Raw genomic sequence first — 20,229 nt, 5'->3', positions numbered from 1 at the left:
CGCTGGCGCAGCCTCTCCGACAGGCCTAGATTGACGCCATGAACGTCTTCGACATCCTCGTCCTCCTCGCCATCGGCGCGGTCGCCATCACCCTGGGCTTCGGCATCTATTCGCTGTTCCGGGGCGGCGACTATGCGCGGTCCAACTCCAACAAGCTGATGCGGCTGCGCGTCGTCCTGCAAGCGACGGCGATCGTGCTCCTGATGGCCGGCCTGTGGTGGAAATCCACCCACGGGGCCTGAGGCCGTGGTCGTCCTCAACAAGATCTACACCCGCACCGGCGACGGCGGCGACACGGGCCTGGCGACCGGCCAGCGCGTGCCCAAGACCGATCCGCGCGTGGAGGCCTACGGCACGGTGGACGAGCTGAACGCCGTCCTCGGCGTCGCCCGCCTGCACTCGGGCCAGAACGACCGGATCGACGCCATGCTGGGCCGGATCCAGAACGAACTGTTCGACCTGGGCGCCGACCTCGCCACCCCTCTGGACCCGCCGCCGAAATGGGAGGCCCTGCGCATCGTCCAGTCCCAGATCGACAGGCTAGAGGCCGAGATCGACTGGATGAACGAGAGCCTGAAACCGCTGGACAGCTTCATCCTGCCGGGCGGCTCGCCGTTCTCGGCCCACCTGCATCTGGCGCGAACGGTGGCGCGACGGGCCGAGCGCGACGCCATCCGGCTGATGGAGACGGGCACGCCGGTGACGGTCGAGGCCATCCGCTATCTGAACCGCCTGTCCGACCACCTGTTCGTCGCCGCCCGCCGGGCCAACGCCAACGGGGCCAACGACGTGAAATGGGTTCCGGGCGGAACGCGATAGGCGGCGTCTCATTCGCCCATCGTCGTCGGCGCGGCTGGTGTCCAGACGTGAAAAAGCCCGCTGCGGGGGATACATCGCAGCGGGCTTTCACGCTCTCTAAGGAGCGGACGTTTCCTCCCCGAAACGCCTTCGATCAGCGGCTGCGCTTTGCAGCGCCGCGCCGTTCGAGTGAGACCAAATGACGCCCCAGCGCCATTCAAGTCAATCAAACCTCAAGCGAAAATGGGTGGTTTTCTGACTGAACGTCGATAACCAATCCGTGATGCGGTCAGATTGTCGAAGAAGCTTCGATAATGGCGCGAATGGTCGAGACGAGGTCGGCGCGGGCCACGGTCTGCTGACCGGGACGGGCCGCCTTCCAGGCTTCGTTGTCGGCGAGACCAGCAGCGGCGGCGCGACCGGCGTCCAGATCCTTGATGGTGACCTGACCGGCGGCGATCTCGTCCCCGCCCAGCATGACGGCGGCGGGGGCGTTGCGACGGTCGGCGTATTTCATCTGGGCCTTCATGCCCGCGCGGCCGAGATAGAGTTCGGCGGCGATCCCGGCGGCGCGCAGTTCGGACACGGCGTCGAGATAGGACTGCATGTCGTCCTGGGAGAAGACGATGACGACGACCGGGCCGCGCGCGACCTCCCCTGCCCGACCCGCCGCACGCAGCGCCGAGGCGAGGCGGGAGACGCCGAAGGAGAAGCCGGTGGCCGGGGTCGACTGGCCGGTGAAGCGGGCGACGAGATCGTCGTAACGGCCGCCGCCGCCGATGGAGCCGAAGCGGACCGGGCGGCCCTTGTCATCGGTGGTGTCGAGCAGAAGCTCGGCCTCGAACACGGCACCGGTGTAGTATTCCAGACCGCGCACGATGGTCGGGTCGAAGCGGACGGTGACCTGGTCGACGCGCATGGCGGTAAGCGCCCGGTCGATGCCGGCCAACTCCTCAAGTGCGGCTTCGCCGGCGGCGCCGAGGCCCCCGGAACGGGCGATGGCGTCCAGGGTCTCGGCGCGGGTCCCTTCGGAGGCCGAACCGAGGAAGGCTTCGATGGTCGAGGCGACGCCGAGCGGCAGATTGGCGCCCTTGGTGTAGTCGCCGCTGTCGTCCAGACGGCCCTCGCCGAGGAGCTGGGCCACGCCCTCCCAGCCCAGACGGTCGAACTTGTCGATGGCGCGCAGCGCCGTCAGGCGCTGGATCGGGTCGGTGATCCCACCCGCCTCGAACAGGCCGTCGAAAAGTTTGCGGTTCGACACCCGGACCACGGCCTGACCCTCGGCGAGGCCGGCGGCCTGCAGGCCTTCGCAGGCCATGGCGATGATCTCGGCGTCGGCCTCCGGGCGGTCGGAGCCGACGGTGTCGGCGTCGCACTGGACGAACTCGCGGAAACGGCCGGGGCCGGGCTTTTCGTTGCGCCACACCGGACCGAAGGCGTAGCGGCGATAGGGTTTGGGCAGCGTCTCCCACGACTGGGCCGCGAACCGGGCGAGCGGCGCGGTGTGATCGTAGCGCAGGGCCATCCACTGTTCGTCGTCGTCCTGAAGCGCGAAGACGCCCTCGTTCGGACGGTCGGCGTCGGGCAGGAATTTGCCCAGCGCATCGGCGTACTCGAAGGCGCCGGTCTCCAAGGCCTCGAAGCCCCAGCGTTCGTAGACCTCGGACACCTGGCGCACGATGCGCCGCTCCTGGGCGACCTCGGGGCCGCGGCGGTCGGCGAAGCCCCGGGGGGCGCGGGCTTCGGGGCGGATAGGGTCAGGCGTGTCGGTCATGCGGGGCGTATTAGAGGGGTTAGGGCTTAGGGAACAGGGCTTAGGGAAGCCCGAGATGCAGCCACCCTAACCCCTAACCCCTAAGACCTACGCCCTAACCCCTACTTCCGCAGCGGCACCCACCGTCCGTAGCTCAGGCAACGCCACACCCACTCGAACGGACCCATGGTGAAGGCCGAGAGCCACAGGGGGGACCAGACGATCTGGGCGACCCAGACGGCGACGACGACGGCCCACATCTCGGCCGGATGATGCAGGCCGAACCACATGGGGCCGAAGGGCGCGTAGTAGAGGGTGACCATGATGAGGGTCTGGGTCAGGTAGTTGGTGAAGGCCATCCGCCCGACCGGCGCCAGCCAGGCGACCAGAGGCTTCAGCCCGAACCGGACCAGAAGGATCAGGACGGTGGCGTAGAAGAGGGTGATCAGGAAGGCGGCCCCGCCCGCGGCGCCGGCCAGCCCCTTCGTCGGATCCGCCGGTCCGGCCATGACGTCCTGCCAGCCCCAGATCGCCAGGGCCGCCAGATTGGCGCCGCCGATCACCAGCACCAGACCATAGACCCACAACGGCGCGCGGCCGCTCAGATAGCCCGACTTGAACAGGCCCAGACCCAGCATCATCAGGGGCACGGTGACCGGGATCAGGATCGGGCTGGCCATCAGCTGGAACATGCCCCAGTGTTTGAGATTCTCGATCAGACCGGCGGGGAAGCCCGCGCGATAGGCGGCCACGGCCTCGGCGATCGCCTCGGGGGTGGAGGGCGGGCGACCGGCCTCCATCTGGACCGCGACCTCGGGCGGCATGTTGGCCATGCCCCAGGCGGCGAGCGCGGCGACGACGGCCCAGAGCACGGTCACCGCCCCGCCGATCCACAGCAGCCGCCGCGCGCTCCAGGAGCGCATCGTCATCATGATCAGGCCGCAGTAGGCGTAGTGCAACAGGATGTCGCCGTACCAGAGCAGCATCCCATGCAGGACGCCGAACAGGCCCAGCCAAAGGAGACGGCGCCACAAGAGGCCGCCTCGCCGGTCGTCGGTCTTCTCGCCCCCGACCAGGAAGATCGAGACCCCGAACAGCATGGAGAAGAGGGTGCGGAACTTGTCGTGGAAGAAGACCTCCGCGACCCAGGTCCCGACCATGTCGGCATGGCTGGTCGAGCCAGGCGGCGGGGCCTCGGAGGCCAGAACCTGGAAGGGCCAGGCGAAGGACAGGACGTTGACCGCCAGAATGCCCAGGACGGCCCAGCCGCGCAGCATGTCGAGCTGGAAGATGCGGTCGGCCGTGGCGGTGGGGGCCAGGCCTCCGGTCGCGGCGGCGGGCTGGATATCGAGTGCCGGCATGGCCATGACGCGCGTCCCCCGGAGGTTGTGGAACGAAGCTTAGCCGAACGAGATGACAGGTCTAGCGGCCAGGGCCGCGGCCTCAGCGACCGATGACGCCCAGACGGTCCTTCACCTTCTCCGGCGCGGGGGCGAAGGCGATGAAGGCGGCGCAGAGACCGGCCCACAGGGCGTAGGAGACGCCGACCAGGATAGCGACCGGAAGACCGGCGACGCCATAGATCAGAAGGGTCGTCTCGGTGGCGCCCACGCCCTGGCCGATGTCGCCCGAGGCGATCCAGCCGAAGACCATCATCGACAGAGCGAGCAGCGTCTGCATGGCCGCCGCCACCAGACCGCCGTACAGCATGAAGCGCCAGACGACGCCGAGGCGGGAACCCGGACGACCGCGCCGGTCACGCTCGCGCCGGATCGACCAGAAGCCGGCGGGCACCGCGATCAGGCCGACGAACAGGACCACCAGCCGCCAGTCGATCTCGCGACCCGGCATCCAGTTCTGGGGCGGCCAGATCAGCAGGGTCAGGATCAGGGGCGGCCACATGACGCCCGCCAGCGCCGCCAGCGGAATGGCCGCGCGGGTCCGGCGCCAGATGACCGGCGACCGGCCCGGCAGGTCGTCGAGGGTGTCGAAGCGCGCCATCAGCGGGTCGGCGCCGGAACGTCGCCGGAATAGTCGTAGAAGCCGCGCCCGGACTTCCGCCCCAGCCACCCGGCCTCGACGTACTTCACCAGCAGCGGACAGGGCCGGTATTTGCTGTCGGCCAGGCCGTCGTACAGCACGTTCATGATGGCCAGGACGACGTCCAGACCCATGAAGTCGGCCAGTTCCAAGGGGCCCATCGGGTGGTTGGCGCCCAGCTTCAGCGCCTTGTCGATGGAGGCGACGTTCCCGACCCCTTCGTACAGGGTGTAGATCGCCTCGTTGATCATCGGCACCAGGATGCGGTTGACGATGAAGGCGGGGAAGTCCTCGGCGTTGGTCGTGGTCTTGCCCAGGCTCTCGGCGAAGGCGACGGCGGTCTCGTAGGTCGAGGCCGAGGTGGCGATGCCGCGCACGATCTCCACCAGCTTCATCACCGGGGCCGGCTTCATGAAATGCAGGCCGATGAACCGGTCCGGACGATCCGTCGCGGAGGCCAGGCGGGTGATCGAGATGGAGGAGGTGTTGGACGCCAGAAGGGTGTCGGCGCCCAGATGCGGGGTCAGTTCGACGAAGACCGCCTTCTTGGTCGCCTCGTCCTCGACGGCGGCCTCGATGACCAGATCGGCCTTGCCGGCCTCGGCCAGGGTCTCGACGGCGGCGATGTTGGCGATGGCCGTATCGGCCTGGGCCTGGGTGACCAGGCCGCGCTCGACCTGGCGAGCCAGGGAGGCGGCGATGGTGCCCAGGGCCGCGGGCAGACGGTCGGCCGCCAGATCGTACAGCCGCACCTTGTAGCCGCCCAACGCCACGGCGTGGGCGATGCCGACGCCCATCTGGCCGGCGCCGATCACGGCGACTGATTTGATCGTGGTGGTCATGAAGTCGAGGTCAGATGCGGCTCATAGCCCGGGCCGGGGCACCTTAAGAGCGTCTGTCCGGCGCGCAAGGCTGGAATGTCGCGGTGCGGCGCCCGGGCCACGATGCGTGGTTACCCGAGCACCGCGATGATCGGTCCGGCGGCCATGTTGTTGAAGGCGATGCGGGCGAAGTTGAGCAGCAACAGAACCACGATCGGCGAGATGTCGATGCCGCCCAGCGGCGGAATGATGCGGCGGAACGGCTCCATCAGGGGCCGGGTCACGGCGTCCAGGAAGGTGGCCAGCTGGTTCACGAAGCGATTGCGATGGTTGATCACATCGAAGGCGAACAGCCAGCTGAGGATCGCCGAGCCGATGATGAACCAGGTCATCAGGCTGATGATGGCGTTGATGAGCCAGACGATCGCCACGCCCATGCGCGGAACTCCTTGATAGAATGAACGCCGCTTCTAGCGGGCGGAACGGCGAAGGCCAAGGATTCCCGGCGTCCGCATGTGCGGCCCGTTGACACCGCGCGGTCGGCCCGCCTATGTCCCGCGCTCGCCTGTCGCCCGCGTTTCCGGGAAACGGGGGGCCGTAGCTCAGTTGGTAGAGCGCGTCGTTCGCAATGACGAGGTCAGGGGTTCGACTCCCCTCGGCTCCACCAAATCCTTGCTCCACAAGGGTTTGGCCAGGATCAGGCGATAAATCTGACACCACGCTGCTACACACGGCTCCCAAGAGGCCGTCGAAAAAGCGTTCTGCTACAGTCAGTTCAGCGTCCCGAGACTGTGGCGCCACCTCGCCGCACACACCGTCCAAACGGACCCTTCGACCCTCTCCACGGTCACCCGATGCCGGGCGTCGGCAATCGTCTGGCCTGATCGTTCGGGGATCGACCTACTATCTTCGGCTTCGTGTTCCGCGTTGACGCAAAGCTTGTGCAACTCGTGTAGGGTGGCTTCACCGGTATGCTGAAGTTTATCGATGACCTCCTGCCTATGGAGGAGCGGATTTCGTAGAGGTCGAAACAGGCTCCACAAACCGCTTGACTCCGATTCAACAAGGCTTTGATGCCGAGATTCAGCTTCTGATTTGTTGCGATCAATTTGATTGAAGCACGGGAGTTGCAGCCTTTGGGGCCGCTTAAGCCCCCTCTATGGTAACTTCAGAAAGGTGTGAGAGGTCCAACCCATCATACCTGGCCCTCCCGATTGCTTCATGGAGTGTGCTGGCTCGGTAGCCTCGCCCATAAGCAGCAGCAGTCTCGCCGCCTTCGTTCCCGCTTCCGGATGACCAACCGCCCAGCGCAAGTGCAATCTCATGCTCAACGCGCGCCTCGCGGAGCGCGTCGCGGTAGCAGTGGCGCGCGCATCATGATCCGCCTGCCCAAGGCCATCGCCACCCACCGCGAGTTGCTGTGATGTCCGCCCTGCGTCCCCAGATCCTCGTCATCGACGACGAGCCCCAGATCCATCGCACCTGCGACAGAAGGTCGAAATAGATCCGGCTCAGCCGACCTTGCTGCTCACTGAACCGAGCATCGGATACGGATTGGACGCATAGCCTCCGGAAGGGCGGCGCCCGGCATGGACCGGTGGACGACCTAAGCAGTGAAAGCACGGTAAACACGCTTTGCGTGTTTTTTGCGCTCTTGCAATCTTTTTTGGTTCATGGTTCGTTCTCATCAAGCGGGAGACGGATCATGCTGGCGAGCATCGCGACGGTGGCGTTCGAGGGGGTCGAGGCGCGGCGCGTCACGGTCGAGGTGCAGCTGGTCGGGCGCGATGGCGAGACCATCTTTTCCATCGTCGGCCTGCCGGACAAGGCGGTGGCCGAGAGCCGGGAACGGGTCAGGGGCGCCTTCGCCGGGATCGGACTGGCCCTGCCGCCCCGGCGGATCATCGCCAACCTGGCCCCCGCCGACCTGCCCAAGGAGGGCAGTCATTTCGACCTGCCGATCGCCCTGGCCCTGCTGGCCTCGCTGGGGGTGATCCCGCCGGACGCGCTGGAGGGCTGGGCGGCGCTGGGGGAGCTGGGGCTGGACGGGCGGATTCAGCCGGTCGGCGGAACCCTGCCCGCCGCCGTGGCCGCCGCCTCGATGGGCTTGGGGCTGATCTGTCCGGAGACCAATGGGCCGGAAGCGGCCTGGGCCGGGGACGTGCGGATCCTGGCGCCCCGGTCGCTGATCGGCCTGATCAACCATTTCAAGGGCACGACGATCCTGCGCGCGCCCGAGCCGGGGCCGGTCACGGCGGGCGGGGCGCGGGCGGACCTGCGCGACGTCAAGGGACAGGAGAGCGCCAAACGGGCGCTGGAGGTCGCCGCCGCCGGGGGCCACAACATCCTGTTCGTGGGGCCGCCGGGCTCGGGCAAGTCGATGATGGCGCAGAGGCTGCCGGGCCTGTTGCCGCCCCTGACGCCGCAGGAGCTCCTGGAAACCTCCATGGTGTGGTCGGTGGCGGGATTGATCGAGAAGGGCGCCCTGACCCGCGACCGGCCGTTCCGGTCGCCCCACCACTCCGCCTCCATGGCCGCCCTGACCGGCGGAGGCCTGCGCGCCAAGCCGGGGGAGGCGTCGTTGGCCCACAACGGCGTCCTCTTCCTGGACGAACTGCCCGAGTATTCGGCCCAGGCGCTGGACAGTCTCCGGGCCCCGCTGGAGACCGGCGAGATCGTGGTGGCGCGGGCGAACGCCCACGTCCGCTATCCGGCGCGGTTCCAACTGGTCGCGGCCATGAACCCCTGTCGTTGCGGGCTCGGCGGATCGGGCAAGGGGGCGTGCGGCAAGGCCCCCCGCTGCCAGCGCGACTATCAGAACCGCATCTCCGGCCCGATGTTCGACCGCATCGACCTGACGGTGGAGACCCCGCCGGTCACCGCCGCGGACATGGCCCTGCCCAGCCCGGCGGAAGGCACGGCCGAGGCCGCCGCCCGCGTCGCCGTCGCGCGCGGCATGCAGGAGGACAGGGTGCGGGAGGCCGGGCTGGACCCGACCCTCGGCCTCAACGCCCGCGCCACGGGCGAGGTGCTCGACCGGTTCGCCACGCCGGACGAGGCGGGGCGGTCGCTGCTGATGCGGGCGGGCGAGGCGGGCGGACTGACGGCGCGCGGCTGGACCCGGACCCTCAGGCTGGCCCGGACCATCGCCGATCTGGAGGGTTCGACCGGGGTCCTGCGCCGCCACATCGCCGAGGCCCTGATCTATCGCCGGACCACCGTCGGGGCGCAGGAGCAGTTCGACCGGCAGAGGGGGGCTCACGGGGGCGTCCGCGAAGGCCTGCCCGCGTGGTGAAAGGTTAAGACCTGATCCGGCAGGATGCCTCGAACCCTCGAGACCGAGGCAGGGCGGACATGGCGCGACGGACGAAGACGACGGACGGGGATACGGCTCAGGCGGCGCGCGAAGGCGGGGCCGATCCCTTCCTGAGGCTGATGAGCCACGAGATGCGGACGCCCCTGAACGGGGTGATCGGCATGCTGGGGCTTCTGACCCGCACCCGTCTGGACGGCGCCCAGCGGGCCTATGCCGAGGCGGCGCGCGACTCCGCCGAACACCTGCTGGGTCTGGTCAACGATCTTCTGGACTACGCCCGGCTGGAGGCCGGCAAGCTGGAGTTCGATCCGGCGCCGGTCGAACTCGAAGGGCTGGTGCGCGGCGTGGCCGAACTGCTCAGCCCCCGCGCCCACGACAAGGGTCTGGAGATCGCCTGGTCGGTCTCGGCCGAGGCCCCCGATGTCCTGGCCGACGAGGGCCGGCTGCGTCAGGTCCTGTTCAATCTGGCGGGCAATGCGGTGAAGTTCACCGATAAGGGCGGGGTCCGGATCGCGGTCGAACGCACCGGCGGCCCGGATGACAGGCCGATGCTGGCCTTCATCATCGACGACACCGGCCCCGGCGTTCCGGCCGAGGCCCGCGACCGCATCTTCGAGGAGTTCGGCCACGTCGACGCCTCGGACGCCACCCGCCACGGCGGCGCCGGGTTGGGCCTCGCGGTCGTGCAAAAGCTGGCCACGGCCATGGGCGGGACCGTCCGGGTCGAGGATCGCCCCGACCCGAAGACCACCGGATCGAAGAAGACGCCCGGCTCCCGCTTCGTGTTCGAAGCGCCCTTCGATGCGGTCGCCCCGGCCGCGCCGCGCGCCCGGCCCCTGACCGACCGGGCCGTCGCCGTCCGCACGCCCGATCCTTTCGTCCGCGCCGCCGCCGAGGCCCAGATCGCGGCGTCCGGCGGCTCGGTCTGGCCGGCAGGCAATCTGGCGCCCGTCACCCTGGTCGACCATGCCGAGACGGCCGCGACCGGCCTGCCGCTGGCGGCCCTGCCCGACACCGGGCGCGGGGTGATCCTGCTGAAACCCTCCGAGCGCGAACTGATCGCCCGCTACCGGTCGGTCGGCTTCCACGGCTATCTGATCAAGCCCCTGCGTCGCGCCTCCCTGGTCGAACGGGTGCTGGCCGCCTCCATGGGCGAGGCGGTCGGGGCGCCGCGCGGCCTGCCGCCCGAGGACGACCGCGTCCTGCCGGTCCGGTTCGCCGGGACCCGCATCCTGCTGGCCGAGGACAATCCGGTCGGCGCCCTTCTGGCCAAGACCCTGCTGCGCCGCGAGGGCTGCGTCGTCGAGACCGCCGCCACGGGGACAGAGGCCGTCGCCGCCCTGAAGCGCGCCCGCTACGATCTGGTCTTCATGGACATGCGGATGCCGGGCATGGACGGCCCGGCCGCCACCCGCGCCATCCGGGCGTCCGGCGACCGCACCCCCATCGTCGCCCTGACCGCCAACGCCTTCGCCGAGGACCGTCAGGCCTGTCTGGAGGCCGGGATGGACGACCATCTGGTCAAGCCTCTGGAGGTCGAGGCCCTGCGCGCCGCCCTGGCCCGCTGGACGGCCGGCGACTTCCGCGCCAAGGTCGCCTTCGGATAGGGCGACCCGGCGATCAGATCGGGCGCCCTTCGAGAGAGAGGCCTGCCCGATGACCCAGACGCCACCCGCCGCGCCCGCCGAGGTCGACGTCAAGCCCAAGGGTCTGGCGGTGCTGAAGGTCGCCTTCCGCGAGCGCCGCACCCTGGCCATGCTGCTGCTCGGCTTCTCGGCCGGCCTGCCCTTCGCCATGCTGATCGGCACCCTGAACGCCTGGCTGACCGAGGAGGAGATCCCGGTCGCCACCATCGGCATCCTGAGCTGGATCGGCCTGTTCGGCGCCTTCCGTTTCCTGTGGTCCCCGGCCGTCAGCTGGACCCCGCCGGGCATCGGCAAGCGGTTCGGCCGTCGCCGCAGCTGGCTTCTGGTGCTGCAGGTCATCATCGCCGTGGCGCTCGGCCTCGTCGCCCTGTCGCATCCGGGCGCGGGCGTGCTGGGGCCGCTGGCCATGGGGGCGGCGCTGGGCGCCTTCGCCTTCGCCACCCAGGACATCGTCATCGACGCCTGGCGGATCGAGGTGGCGGACGAGAAGACCCCGATCGACCTCCTCTCCACCATCTATCAGCTCGGCTATCGCACGGCGGCGTTGGCCGGCGGGGCCGGGTCGCTCCTGCTGTCCGAGGTCATCGGCTGGCCGGGCGTCTTCCTGACCGCCGCCCTCCTGATGGGGCTGGGCATCGTCGGCACCCTGATCGCGCCGGAGCCTGTCCCGTCGTCCCGGACCGCCATCGCGCGCGAGCGCCGGGGTTCGCCGCGTCTGCGCCTGATCGTGCTGGTGGCGACGCTCGCCGCCTGGGCCTGGGCCGCCTTCATGCTGGTCCGTTTCATGGTCACGGCCCTGACCACCTCCCCGGCGCCGAGCGCGGGCACCTTCACCGGCTCGTGGGGGCCGTGGATCGTGGGCGCGACCGTGGTCCTGCCCGCCGCCCTGGCCGGCCTGATCGTGTGGAAGGGCCGGGCCGCCACGGCCGCCGAGGCCTCCGCCGCGCCGAAACTGGCCGACACCCTTTATGACGCCATCCTTGCGCCTCTGGTCGAGCTGATGGGACGTCTGGGCTGGGGCGCGGTGATCGTGCTGGGTCTGATCCTGACCTACCGTATCACCGACGGCGTCTGGGGCCCGTTCGCCTTCCCCTTCTACATGGGCGACACCGGCGGGGCGCTCGGACACACGGCCGCCGAGGTGGCCCTGGCGTCCAAGACCTTCGGCGTCATCATGACCATCGTCGGCATTGCCTTGGGGGGATGGGCCCTTCTGGTCATCGGCCGGATGTGGAGCCTGCTGCTCGGCGCGGTCCTGTCGGCGGCGACCAACCTCCTGATGATGGATCTGGCGCTCGGCGCACCGGTCATCGGCGGCTTCATGTCGGCGACGGGCCTCTACGGCCTGTTCGGCGCGGTCGGGGTGGGCGAGCCCCTGGCGCGACTGATGCTGGCCATCGCGGGCGAGAACATCGCCGGCGGCTTCGCGGGCGCGGCCTTCGTCGCCTATCTGTCGGCCCTGTCCAACCGGACCTTCGGCGCGGTCCAGTTCGCGGTCTTCATCTCCCTGGCCCTGCTGATCGGCACCCTGGGACGCGGCGCGCTGGGCGAGCTGATCGACGCGCAAGGGTACGCGCCGATGTTCATGATCGCCGCCTGGATCGGGGTGATCGCCATCGTCTTCGTGCTGATCGAATGGGTCCGGCTGGGCTTCGAGGCCCGCAAGATCGCCCGCGAGGGAACCGCTACGGTCTGATCGCTCAGACCGTAGGCGGCACCGCCGTCATCGAGCGCTCGGCCGCCGCGCTGGGGTGCGGATTGGCGTCTTCGTCGTCCGGTTCGAACTCGACGCTGACGCCCTCTTCGTAGGCGGCGAAGGTGGCGGCGGTGATGATCTCGGACACCTGGGCGCCCAGGGACACGATCTGCACCGACTTCTCCAGACCGACCAGCAGGGGGCCGATCACGGTCGCGCCGCCGAGCGCCTGGACCAGCTGGGTCGAGATGGCGGCCGAGTGGAGCGCCGGCATGACCAGCACATTGGCCTCGCGGCTCAGGCGCATGAAGGGATAGTTGGTGCGCAGCGCCGGATCGAGCGCCAGCTCGGGCGGCATCTCGCCCTCGTATTCGAAGTCCACGCCCTTCTGGTCGAGGATGCGGATGGCCTCGCGCACCTTGTCGCCCCGATCGCCCGGCGGGTTGCCGAAGGTCGAATAGGACAGGAAGGCCACGCGCGGCGTCCGGCCCAGCTTCTTGACCGTGGCCGCCGCCTGGATGGCGATATCGGCCAACTCCTCGGCCGAGGGCAGTTCGTGGATCGAGGTGTCGGCGACGAAGATGGTGCGGCCCTTGGCCAGCACGATCGACAGGCCGATCAGGCTGTCGCCCTCGACGTCCAGCACACGCCGGACCTCCTTAAGCACCATGTTGAAGTTCCGGGTCGTGCCGGTGACCATGGCGTCCGCCTGACCGCGCGCCAGCATGGCGGCGGCGAAATAGTTGCGGTCCTGGTTGATCATCCGCTGCACGTCGCGGCGCAGATAGCCCCGGCGCTGCAGCTTGGCGTAGAGCCAGTCGGTGTATTCGACGTTCCGGTCCGAGACGCGGGCGTTGACGATCTCCATGTCCATGGCGTCGAAGTCGAGGCCCGCCTCGGCGGCGTTCTTGCGGATCAGGTCCTCGCGTCCGATCAGGATCGGCGTGCCCAGCTCGGCCTGTTTGAAGGCCCAGGCGGCGCGGATGACGGTCGACTCTTCACCCTCTGCGAACACGACCCGCTTGTTGGGGGCGGCGCGCACGGCCGAGGAGATCTTCTGCATCAGGGCGGCGGACGGATCGACGCGTTCGCGCAGATGGCCGCGATACTCGTCCATGTCCTCGATGCGGACGCGGCTGACGCCGGAATCCATCGCGGCCTGGGCCACGAAGGGCGGGATGTACCAGATCAGGCGCGGGTCGAAGGGCGTCGGGATGATGTATTCCGGGCCGAACTTCAGCTTGCGACCGCGATAGGCCACGGCGACCTCGTCCGGCACGTCCTCGCGGGCCAGCTGGGCCAGGGCGTGGGCGCAGGCGATCTTCATCTCGTGATTGATCTGGCGCGCGCGCACGTCCAGCGCGCCCCGGAACAGATAGGGAAAGGCCAGGACGTTGTTGACCTGGTTCACATAGTCCGAGCGGCCGGTGGCGACGATGGCGTCCTTGCGGACGGCGTGGACCTGTTCCGGGGTGATCTCCGGATCGGGGTTGGCCATGGCGAAGATGATGGGGCGGGGCGCCATGGTGGCGACCATCTCGGGCGTGATCGCGCCCTTGGCCGAGAGGCCCAGGACCACGTCGGCGCCGACCATCGCCTCGGCCAGGGTGCGCTTGTCGGTGTCGATGGCGTGGACCGACTTCCACTGGTCCATGCCTTCGGTGCGGCCGCGATAGATGACGCCGTGCAGGTCCACCACCGTGGCGTTCTCGGGCTTCACGCCCAGGGACTTCATCAGGCTGAGCGACGACAGGCCTGCGGCGCCCGCGCCGACCAGAACCAGTTTGACGTCCTCGAACTTCCGCCCCGTCAGGTGGCAGGCGTTGATCAGGCCGGCGGTGGAGATGATGGCCGTGCCGTGCTGGTCGTCATGGAAGACCGGGATGTCCAGCAGGTCCTGCAGCTGGCTTTCGATTACGAAACATTCCGGGGACTTGATGTCCTCCAGATTGATGCCGCCCCAGCTGTCGCCGATGTTCTTGACGACGGTGATGAACTCGTCGGGATCGGTGGTCTTCACCTCTATGTCGAAGCTGTCGACGTCGGCGAAGCGTTTGAACAGAACCGACTTGCCCTCCATCACCGGCTTTGACGCCAGGTGCCCCAGGTTGCCCATGCCCAGGATGGCGGTGCCGTTCGAGATGACCGCGACCAGATTGCCCTTGGAGGTATAGTCGTAGGCCGCGTCCGGATCGTCGGCGATGGCCCGCACCGGCACGGCGACGCCCGGCGAATAGGCCAGGGACAGATCGCGCTGGGTCGCCATGGGCTTGATCGGCGCCATGGAGATCTTGCCCGGGTTCGGCAGCCGGTGGAAATCCAGAGCCTCCTGGTCGGAGAAGGTCTGTTTGTCGGTCTGATCGGGCATGCGGAGTCTCTGACGCTTTGGGCGCGTCCGGTCTAGCTGCGGGTTTCCGTCGGGACAACCGCCGACGCCGGTTGGGCGAAGGCGTCACCCCCTTCTTTCGTCATCCTCCGGCGAAGCGAAGCGGAGACCGGGGGACCCAGCGGCGCCGAAGGCGACCTTTCCGGAAGGATGTCGGAGGCGACGGCGTGCGCGGCAGTTTCGCGCTCTCGCGCGCCGCTGGCCCCCCGATCTGCGCCGCGAAGACGCGGCTTGTCGGAGGATGACGATTAAAGGCTGAGCGACCCCGTCCGCTCGACCTCGACCGGGCCGGTCATGAAGACGTGGCCGGTCTCTTCGTCCCAGTCGATGACCAGCTCGCCGCCGTCCACGATGACCGTCGCCTTGCGCTCCGTCAGCCCCCGCCGGGCGCAGGCGACCAGGGCCGCACAGGCCCCGGTGCCGCAGGCCCGGGTCAGGCCCGCGCCCCGCTCGAACACCCTCAGACGGATGCGGTCCGGGGCCAGGACGTGGGCGAAGCCGACGTTGACGCCCTCCGGGAACAGGGGGTGATGCTCGATCAGCGACCCCGTCCCGACCACGAAGGCGTCGTCCAGCCGGTCGGTGAAGAAGACCACATGCGGATTGCCCATGGAGACGGCGCCCGGCGTATGCACCACCGGATCGTCGATGGGCCCGACCTGCAGCTCGATGCCGCGGGTGTCCATTTCCTCGGCCAGGGGGATCTCGCGCCAGTCCAGTTTGGGCGGTCCCATGTCCACCGTGATCCGGTTCGGGCCCGCGTTTTGTGCGATCGTCCGCCCACCCAGGGTGTCGATCGTCACCTTTTCCGCACCGCTCGCCTGCATCAGCATCCAGCCGACGCAGCGCAGGGCGTTTCCGCAGGTCTCGACCGTGCCGCCGTCGGCGTTCCAGACGCGCATGAAGGCGTCCGCCGTTTCGGACGGCTCGATGGCGATCAACTGGTCGAAGCCTTCGCCGGTCTTCCGGTCGCCGAGCGCGCGCACGGCCTCGGGCCCCGGCGCGAAGGGCCGGTCGAGCGCGTTGACGACGACGAAGTCGTTGCCGGCGCCGTTCATCTTGACGAAGGCCCGAGGGCTTGAAGGAGCGGTCATGTCCGCCCTGATATAGGCGCTCCCGTCGAAATGGCGAAGGTCCCGGCGCCATCGGCGGCGAACTGCGTTAGGACAGGCGTATGGCCGCCGAACCCGACACCCACGAACACCCCGCGCACAAGCGCCACGGGCTGGAGTTCCGGGCCCGGATGCGTTTCCTCTATCACGGCAATACGCCGACCGCCGTGCGCTTCCGGCTGGCCGTGGTCATCATCGACCTGGCCATCATCGCCTTCTTCATCGTCGCCCCGGTGCTGAAGGAACAGGGCCAGACCTTCTATATCGTCGACTATCTGATCGCGGCCCTGCTGGCGGTGGACCTGATCGCGCGGATCACCGCCTTCTCCGACTGGAAGGATTGGTTCCGGCGACCGATCAGCTGGGTCGATCTGGTGGTTCTGGTCTCGCTGCTGATGCCCGCCTGGCTGATCAACCTGGGCTTCCTGCGCATCCTTCGCCTGTGGACCCTGCTGAACTCGGACCTGTTCTGGCGGACGGTGGGCCGCAAATACGACGACACCCGGGTGGAGGAGGTGACCCGGGCGGTCGGCAATCTGATCACCTTCGTCTTCGTCACGACGGGCTTCGTCTACACCGTCTTCATGGGGCGGCATGAGGGGATCACCGGCTATGTCGACGCCCTCTATTTCACCGTCGCCACCCTGACGACGACGGGCTTCGGCGACATCACCCTGCCGGGCGCCGGAGGGCGATTGCTGTCGATCGCCGTCATGCTGGTGGGGATCACCCTGTTCGTGCGGCTGGGTCAGAGCCTGCTGAGGCCTCGGAAGGTCAGCTTCCCCTGCCCGACCTGCGCGCTCCAGAAGCACGATCTGGACGCCGTCCACTGCAAGGCCTGCGGCACGATCCTGGCCATTCCCGACGACGGCTGATCCGGGCCGGCCTCCGCATGTGACAAAACGGTAAGGTTCGCCGCCTTGCCGACCGCCCCCTCGCGACTAAGGTGCGCCGTCCTTATTTCGGAGCATCCCCCGCATGCGTCGTTCGCTGAGCCTCACGGCCGCCCTCCTCGCCTCCACGATCCTCGGAGCCCCCGCCCTGGCCCAGACCCGTACCCCGCCGAACCCGCCGCTGGTCGAAGGCGGTTTCGCCACGACCGATGCGACCGACCCCTACATCTGGCTGGAAGAGGTCGAGGGCGAGCGCGCCATGGCCTGGGTCAACGAGCACAACACCCGGTCGCTGGGCGTGCTTCAGGGCGACCCCCGCTACGCCGGCCTGCACGAACAAGCCCTGGCGCTGGTCCAGGCCCGCGACCGCATCCCTTCGCCCGGTTTCACCCACGACGGCCACATCGACAATTTCTGGCAGGACGCCAGCCATGTGCGCGGCATCTGGCGCCGCACGACGCTGGACAGCTATCGCACCGACGCCCCGGAGTGGGAGACCATCCTGGACATCGACGCCCTGTCGACGGCCGAGGGCAAGAACTGGGTCTACAAGGGCTCGTCCTGCCTGCCGCCGGATGAGCGTCTGTGCCTGATCTCCCTGTCCGACGGCGGCAAGGACGCCGTGGTCGTGCGCGAGTTCGACAGCGTCACACGCCAGTTCGTCCAGGGCGGCTTCGAGCTGCCCGAGTCCAAGGGCGGCGCCACCTGGGTCGACGCCGACACCCTGCTGATCTCGCGCGATTTCGGCCCCGGCACCCTGACGTCGTCGGGCTATCCGATGGTGGTCAAGCGGCTGAAGCGCGGCCAGTCGATCGACCAGGCCGAGACCATCTTCACCGGCCAGCCGTCGGACGTCTCGGTCGGCGGCGGCACGCTGCGGGACGCCGACGGGGTCATCAAGGCCGTCATCATCAATCGCGGCGTGAACTTCTACGAGAGCGAGACCCATCTGCTGAACGCGGACGGGACGACGACCCAGCTGCAACTTCCGGCCAAGTCCGACATCAACGCCCTGGTCCAGGGCCAGCTGGTCGTGACCACCAACCAGGACTGGACCGCGCCGTCCGGGCAAGCGTTCAAGACCGGCGACGTCTTCGCCTGGAACATGGACGCCTGGCTGGCCGATCCGGCCGCCCCGGCCCAGCTGATCGTCCGCCCGGGCGCCCGCGAGTCGGTCGAGGCCGTCCGCGCCACCCGCAACAAGCTGGTCGTGGCCCTGTACGAAAACGTGCGCGGCGCGGCCTACGTCTATACGCCGAACCCGTCCGGCGAATGGGCCCGCACCCGTCTGGCCCTGGCCGAGAACTCGACCGTGGGCCTGGGTTCGTCCTCGGATCAGGACGACCGCATCTTCGTCAGCGTGGCCGGCTATCTGTCGCCCTCGACCCTGTCGCTGGTCGATGCGGCCACCGGCCAGATGGCCCAGGTGAAGGCCATCCCGCCCAAGTTTGACGCCTCGGGCATGACGGTGGAACAGCACGAGGCCCGCTCGGCCGACGGCACCATGATCCCCTATTTCGTGGTGCATAAGACGGACATGCCGCTGGACGGCTCCAACGCCACGCTGCTGTACGGCTACGGCGGCTTCCAGGTGTCGCAACTGCCCGGCTATTCGCCCACGGTCGGCAAGCTGTGGCTCGAGCGCGGCGGCGTCTATGTCGTGGCGAACGTGCGCGGCGGCGGCGAGTTCGGCCCCAACTGGCACGAGGCGGCCCGCCAGCAGAACCGCCAGCGCGCCCACGAGGACTTCCAGGCCGTGGCCCAGGACCTGATCGCGCGCAACATCACCTCCCAGCCGCATCTCGGCGTCATGGGCGGTTCGCAGGGCGGCCTGTTCATGGGGGCGATGCTGACCCAGCGCCCGGACCTGATCAACGCGGCGGTCATCCAGGTGCCCCTGTTCGACATGTTCCGCTTCCACCGCCTGCTGGCCGGCGCCTCGTGGCGCGCGGAATACGGCGACCCGGACATCCCGGAACAGCGCGCCTGGATCGCCGAATACTCGCCGTACCAGAACCTGCGCGCCGGCCAGCCCTACCCCGAGGTCTTCATCCACACCTCGACCAAGGACGACCGCGTCCATCCGGGCCACGCCCGCAAGGCGGCCGCGCGTCTGGAGGAACTGGGCTATCCGGTCCTCTTCTACGAGAACACCGACGGCGGCCACGCGGCCGGCGCCAACCTGCGCGAAACGGCCCGCCGCATCGCGCTGGAGTACACCTACCTGACCCGCCGCCTGATGGATGTTCCGGCGGAGGAGTAGGCGTTGTCGGCCACCGCCTCGGTCTTCGCCGCCGTCCTCGCCCTTCAGGCGGGGGCGGCGGACCCGTCGCCGATCGTCTACGACTTCGAGGACGGGACGACGGGGCGGATCAGTCTTCCCGCCGTGCCGGGCTGGACCTGGGCGGCGGACGAGACGCGGCCGCACGCCGGTCGCCATGCGGCGCGCCTGTCGGCGGACGGCTTGCCGGGAGACGCCGGCGCCGCAGGAGCCGTGGTCGCCGCCGGACCGTATGTCGGCAAGGCCCTTCGCCTGACCGCCTGGGTCCGGACCGAGGGCGCGCCGACGAACCTCGCCGGGCTGTGGCTCCGGATCGACGGGGCGGCCGGCCGGCCGGTCTTCCTCGACAACATGTACGACCGCCCGGTTTCGCCCGGCGAATGGACCCGCGTCGAAGCCGTGACCATCGTGCCGGAAGGGGCCAGCCGCATCGTCTTCGGGCCGATCAAGTCGGGACCGGGGTCGCTCTGGGTCGATGATCTGGTGCTGGAAATCCCCGAGCGGTCGTCCGATCCGGTCTCGCCGGAGACGACAGCCTATCTCGATGAGGCTCTGGGCCTACTGCGCACCCATCACATCAACCGGGAAGGTTTCGACTGGACCGGCCTCGAGGACGCGGCGCACAGGCTCGCTTCGGGCGCGCGCACGCCGGCCGAGACCCACGGAGCCATCCGCACCGTGATCAGGCATCTGGGCGAGCGACATACTTTCTTGCGCCCGGCGGCTCAGGCCCGCGCCCTGGCGGCCGCCCCGACCCTGTCCCCGAACGCGACCCCGACCGCGTCCGCCCAACTCGAGGCCCAGGTCCCGACCGGCCATATGGCCTCCTCGGGCGTCGGCGTCCTTGTCCTTCCGGGCCTGTCCACCATCGGCTTCCAACCAGAACGGGAAGAGGCCTACCGCGCCGGTCTCGCCGGACTGATCGACAGTCTGCGCGAACGGGGCGCCTGCGGCTGGATCGTCGATCTGAGGAACGACACGGGCGGCAATATGTGGCCCATGATCAACGGACTGGAGACGCTGCTGGGCGGCGGCCCCTTCGGCGCCTTCGGTCAGACGACCGGGCCGGACAACCACTGGATCCGCACCCGCGAACGGATCCGCGCCAACGCCTCGGGCGCACCGCCTTTCACGGGGCCGCCGGGCGTCCTGAGCGCGGCGCCCGTCGCCGTGCTTCTGGGGCCAAGCACGGCCAGCGCGGGCGAGATGACGGCCATCGCCTTCCGGGGCCGGCCTGACACCCGCTTCTTCGGCGCCCCGACCGCGGGCCTGACCACGGCCAATTCGAGCTTCCCGCTTCCGGACAGATCGTGGCTCGTGATCACCACCTCACGCGCCCACGACGGCGCGGGGACCCTGATCGAGGGTCCTCTGATCCCCGACGAGGCGACGGCCCCGGCCGAAACGCTCGGCGCCGCCGTGGCCTGGCTTCGCCGCGAGGGCTGCAGGCCCGTGGCGCCCTGACCCTCAAGTCTCTATCCTCCCGT

15 protein-coding genes and 1 tRNA gene are annotated in these 20,229 nt (G+C 69.0%); 9 read left to right on the top strand and 7 right to left on the bottom strand.

Features of this window, described 5'->3' with window-relative positions; all coding sequences use genetic code 11:
* The first annotated feature begins 38 nt into the window (after window positions 1-38).
* Both ACETK8_RS02810 and ACETK8_RS02805 read left to right on the top strand, forming a co-directional pair.
* Complete coding sequence (locus ACETK8_RS02810; RefSeq protein WP_374038003.1) at window positions 39-242, top strand: twin transmembrane helix small protein; 204 nt, start codon at window positions 39-41, stop codon at window positions 240-242.
* 4 nt (window positions 243-246) lie between these two features.
* Complete coding sequence (locus ACETK8_RS02805; RefSeq protein WP_374038002.1) at window positions 247-819, top strand: cob(I)yrinic acid a,c-diamide adenosyltransferase; 573 nt, start codon at window positions 247-249, stop codon at window positions 817-819.
* A 268-nt stretch (window positions 820-1,087) separates the two neighbouring features.
* Here ACETK8_RS02805 and hisS read toward each other — a convergent pair whose 3' ends face one another.
* From hisS to ACETK8_RS02780, 5 genes are all read right to left on the bottom strand, one after another.
* Complete coding sequence (gene hisS / locus ACETK8_RS02800; RefSeq protein WP_374038001.1) at window positions 1,088-2,572, bottom strand: histidine--tRNA ligase; 1,485 nt, start codon at window positions 2,570-2,572, stop codon at window positions 1,088-1,090.
* 101 nt (window positions 2,573-2,673) lie between these two features.
* The gene (locus tag ACETK8_RS02795; protein WP_374038000.1) at window positions 2,674-3,918 is read right to left on the bottom strand and encodes a DUF418 domain-containing protein; all 1,245 of its coding nucleotides are present in this window, start codon (window positions 3,916-3,918) and stop codon (window positions 2,674-2,676) included.
* 76 nt (window positions 3,919-3,994) lie between these two features.
* Window positions 3,995-4,552 carry a phthalate transporter gene (locus ACETK8_RS02790; RefSeq protein WP_374037999.1) on the bottom strand — a complete coding sequence of 186 codons (558 nt, stop codon included), beginning with the start codon at window positions 4,550-4,552 and terminating at the stop codon, window positions 3,995-3,997.
* Window positions 4,552-5,433, bottom strand: coding sequence for a 3-hydroxybutyryl-CoA dehydrogenase (locus tag ACETK8_RS02785; RefSeq protein WP_374037998.1), 882 nt, complete (start codon window positions 5,431-5,433; stop codon window positions 4,552-4,554). Before ACETK8_RS02785 ends, ACETK8_RS02790 begins: the two co-directional genes overlap by 1 nt.
* A gap of 110 nt (window positions 5,434-5,543) precedes the next feature.
* The gene (locus ACETK8_RS02780) at window positions 5,544-5,849 is read right to left on the bottom strand and encodes a YggT family protein (RefSeq protein WP_374037997.1); all 306 of its coding nucleotides are present in this window, start codon (window positions 5,847-5,849) and stop codon (window positions 5,544-5,546) included.
* 154 nt (window positions 5,850-6,003) lie between these two features.
* Here ACETK8_RS02780 and ACETK8_RS02775 point away from each other — a divergent pair.
* The 4 genes from ACETK8_RS02775 (at window position 6,004) to ACETK8_RS02760 (ending at window position 12,070) form a co-directional block, all read left to right on the top strand.
* Window positions 6,004-6,079 (top strand) — tRNA-Ala (locus tag ACETK8_RS02775).
* A gap of 1,038 nt (window positions 6,080-7,117) precedes the next feature.
* Window positions 7,118-8,707, top strand: a complete 1,590-nt coding sequence (locus tag ACETK8_RS02770; RefSeq protein WP_374037996.1) for a YifB family Mg chelatase-like AAA ATPase — start codon at window positions 7,118-7,120, stop codon at window positions 8,705-8,707.
* Window positions 8,708-8,766: 59 nt separating this feature from the next.
* Window positions 8,767-10,335: a response regulator gene (locus ACETK8_RS02765; RefSeq protein ID WP_374037995.1), complete on the top strand. Its 1,569-nt coding sequence runs from the start codon at window positions 8,767-8,769 to the stop codon at window positions 10,333-10,335.
* 49 nt (window positions 10,336-10,384) lie between these two features.
* Entirely contained in the window at window positions 10,385-12,070 is a 1,686-nt protein-coding gene (locus tag ACETK8_RS02760; RefSeq protein ID WP_374037994.1) for an AmpG family muropeptide MFS transporter, read from the top strand.
* A gap of 4 nt (window positions 12,071-12,074) precedes the next feature.
* On the opposite strand, the gene ACETK8_RS02755 is transcribed toward ACETK8_RS02760, so the two are convergent.
* Together ACETK8_RS02755 and dapF are read right to left on the bottom strand one after the other, a co-directional pair.
* Window positions 12,075-14,438, bottom strand: coding sequence for an NADP-dependent malic enzyme (locus ACETK8_RS02755; RefSeq protein WP_374037993.1), 2,364 nt, complete (start codon window positions 14,436-14,438; stop codon window positions 12,075-12,077).
* 266 nt (window positions 14,439-14,704) lie between these two features.
* A complete protein-coding gene (gene dapF / locus ACETK8_RS02750; RefSeq protein ID WP_374037992.1) occupies window positions 14,705-15,550 on the bottom strand; it encodes a diaminopimelate epimerase in 846 nt (281 codons plus the stop codon).
* 80 nt (window positions 15,551-15,630) lie between these two features.
* Here dapF and ACETK8_RS02745 point away from each other — a divergent pair, with 80 nt between their 5' ends.
* From ACETK8_RS02745 to ACETK8_RS02735, 3 genes are all read left to right on the top strand, one after another.
* Window positions 15,631-16,443 (top strand): potassium channel family protein, encoded by an 813-nt coding sequence (locus ACETK8_RS02745; RefSeq protein WP_374037991.1) that lies wholly within the window; start codon window positions 15,631-15,633, stop codon window positions 16,441-16,443.
* A 103-nt stretch (window positions 16,444-16,546) separates the two neighbouring features.
* Window positions 16,547-18,724, top strand: a complete 2,178-nt coding sequence (locus ACETK8_RS02740; RefSeq protein WP_374037990.1) for a prolyl oligopeptidase family serine peptidase — start codon at window positions 16,547-16,549, stop codon at window positions 18,722-18,724.
* 3 nt (window positions 18,725-18,727) lie between these two features.
* Entirely contained in the window at window positions 18,728-20,206 is a 1,479-nt protein-coding gene (locus ACETK8_RS02735; RefSeq protein ID WP_374037989.1) for a S41 family peptidase, read from the top strand.
* The last annotated feature ends 23 nt before the right edge of the window (window positions 20,207-20,229 follow it).

Origin of the sequence: Brevundimonas staleyi (assembly GCF_041893865.1) — a bacterium.
Taxonomy (GTDB): domain Bacteria; phylum Pseudomonadota; class Alphaproteobacteria; order Caulobacterales; family Caulobacteraceae; genus Brevundimonas; species Brevundimonas staleyi.
The sequence above is the reverse complement of the archived record's forward strand: the minus strand, read 5'-3'. Positions and strand labels throughout refer to the sequence as shown.

Coding starts and splice junctions, on each gene's coding strand:
- ACETK8_RS02810 (WP_374038003.1), top strand. CDS start 39: ATGAACGTCTTCGACATCCTCGTCCTCCTCGCCATCGGCGCGGTCGCC.
- hisS (WP_374038001.1), bottom strand. CDS start 2,572: ATGACCGACACGCCTGACCCTATCCGCCCCGAAGCCCGCGCCCCCCGG.
- ACETK8_RS02795 (WP_374038000.1), bottom strand. CDS start 3,918: ATGGCCATGCCGGCACTCGATATCCAGCCCGCCGCCGCGACCGGAGGC.
- ACETK8_RS02790 (WP_374037999.1), bottom strand. CDS start 4,552: ATGGCGCGCTTCGACACCCTCGACGACCTGCCGGGCCGGTCGCCGGTC.
- ACETK8_RS02785 (WP_374037998.1), bottom strand. CDS start 5,433: ATGACCACCACGATCAAATCAGTCGCCGTGATCGGCGCCGGCCAGATG.
- ACETK8_RS02780 (WP_374037997.1), bottom strand. CDS start 5,849: ATGGGCGTGGCGATCGTCTGGCTCATCAACGCCATCATCAGCCTGATG.
- ACETK8_RS02770 (WP_374037996.1), top strand. CDS start 7,118: ATGCTGGCGAGCATCGCGACGGTGGCGTTCGAGGGGGTCGAGGCGCGG.
- ACETK8_RS02765 (WP_374037995.1), top strand. CDS start 8,767: ATGGCGCGACGGACGAAGACGACGGACGGGGATACGGCTCAGGCGGCG.
- ACETK8_RS02760 (WP_374037994.1), top strand. CDS start 10,385: ATGACCCAGACGCCACCCGCCGCGCCCGCCGAGGTCGACGTCAAGCCC.
- ACETK8_RS02755 (WP_374037993.1), bottom strand. CDS start 14,438: ATGCCCGATCAGACCGACAAACAGACCTTCTCCGACCAGGAGGCTCTG.
- dapF (WP_374037992.1), bottom strand. CDS start 15,550: ATGACCGCTCCTTCAAGCCCTCGGGCCTTCGTCAAGATGAACGGCGCC.
- ACETK8_RS02745 (WP_374037991.1), top strand. CDS start 15,631: ATGGCCGCCGAACCCGACACCCACGAACACCCCGCGCACAAGCGCCAC.
- ACETK8_RS02740 (WP_374037990.1), top strand. CDS start 16,547: ATGCGTCGTTCGCTGAGCCTCACGGCCGCCCTCCTCGCCTCCACGATC.